The sequence below is a fragment of the Milkweed yellows phytoplasma str. MW1 genome, from assembly GCF_000309485.1.
Taxonomy (GTDB): domain Bacteria; phylum Bacillota_I; class Bacilli_A; order Acholeplasmatales; family Acholeplasmataceae; genus Phytoplasma.
Genome location: NZ_AKIL01000120.1, coordinates 1 through 595 on the forward strand (window position 1 = coordinate 1; position 595 = coordinate 595).

A 595-nucleotide genomic window follows, 5' to 3' on the forward strand; every position below is an offset into this window, starting at 1 on the left:
TTTTTAAAAAAGTATTTGGAAGTGATTTTATTACTAATGAAGCAGTGGAACATGGAAAAAAAACTGAACCAAAAGCAAGAAATTTTTATTGTTTTTGTCATGGGTTAAAATATGTTCCCGTCGTTTTCACCAGAGGCTTAATGTCCGCTTCTTTGGATGGTTACAACGAAGAAACCAAAACTTTGTTAGAAATCAAATGTCCTTTAAATCCTGATGGTCCGAGTTGGCAAGAGTTTTTTAAAACACAAACAATACCTCCATTTTATTGGGCCCAAATACAATGTCAACTTTATTGTAGTGGTTTAGAAAAAGGTTATTTTTTTGTTTTCGTGAATGACAAACTTTTCCGTAATCAAGAAGTGGTTTTAGATAAAAGTTTTATAGCAAAAATGATCATCGAAGCAGAAGCTTTTCAACAAGAATTAGAAAAAAGCAGACAGATGGTTGATTTAGCTCGTTTAACTGAAAATAAAAAAAATCAACATCAATAATAAATTAAAAAAGAAAGAGGAATCAAAAAAATGGCTAAAAAAAACAAAAAAAAGGTCACCACATGTGGCAAAAAAGATTTAATCAAAGAAATCGCTACAACAAC

The 595-nt window shown here is 30.3% G+C and carries 1 protein-coding gene; it reads left to right on the forward strand.

Annotated elements, in window-relative coordinates:
• A partial coding sequence (locus RI76_RS02185) for a lambda-exonuclease family protein (protein ID WP_017192513.1) occupies nt 1–491 on the forward strand: 491 nt, incomplete at its 5' end.
• Nucleotides 492–595 lie beyond the last annotated feature (104 nt).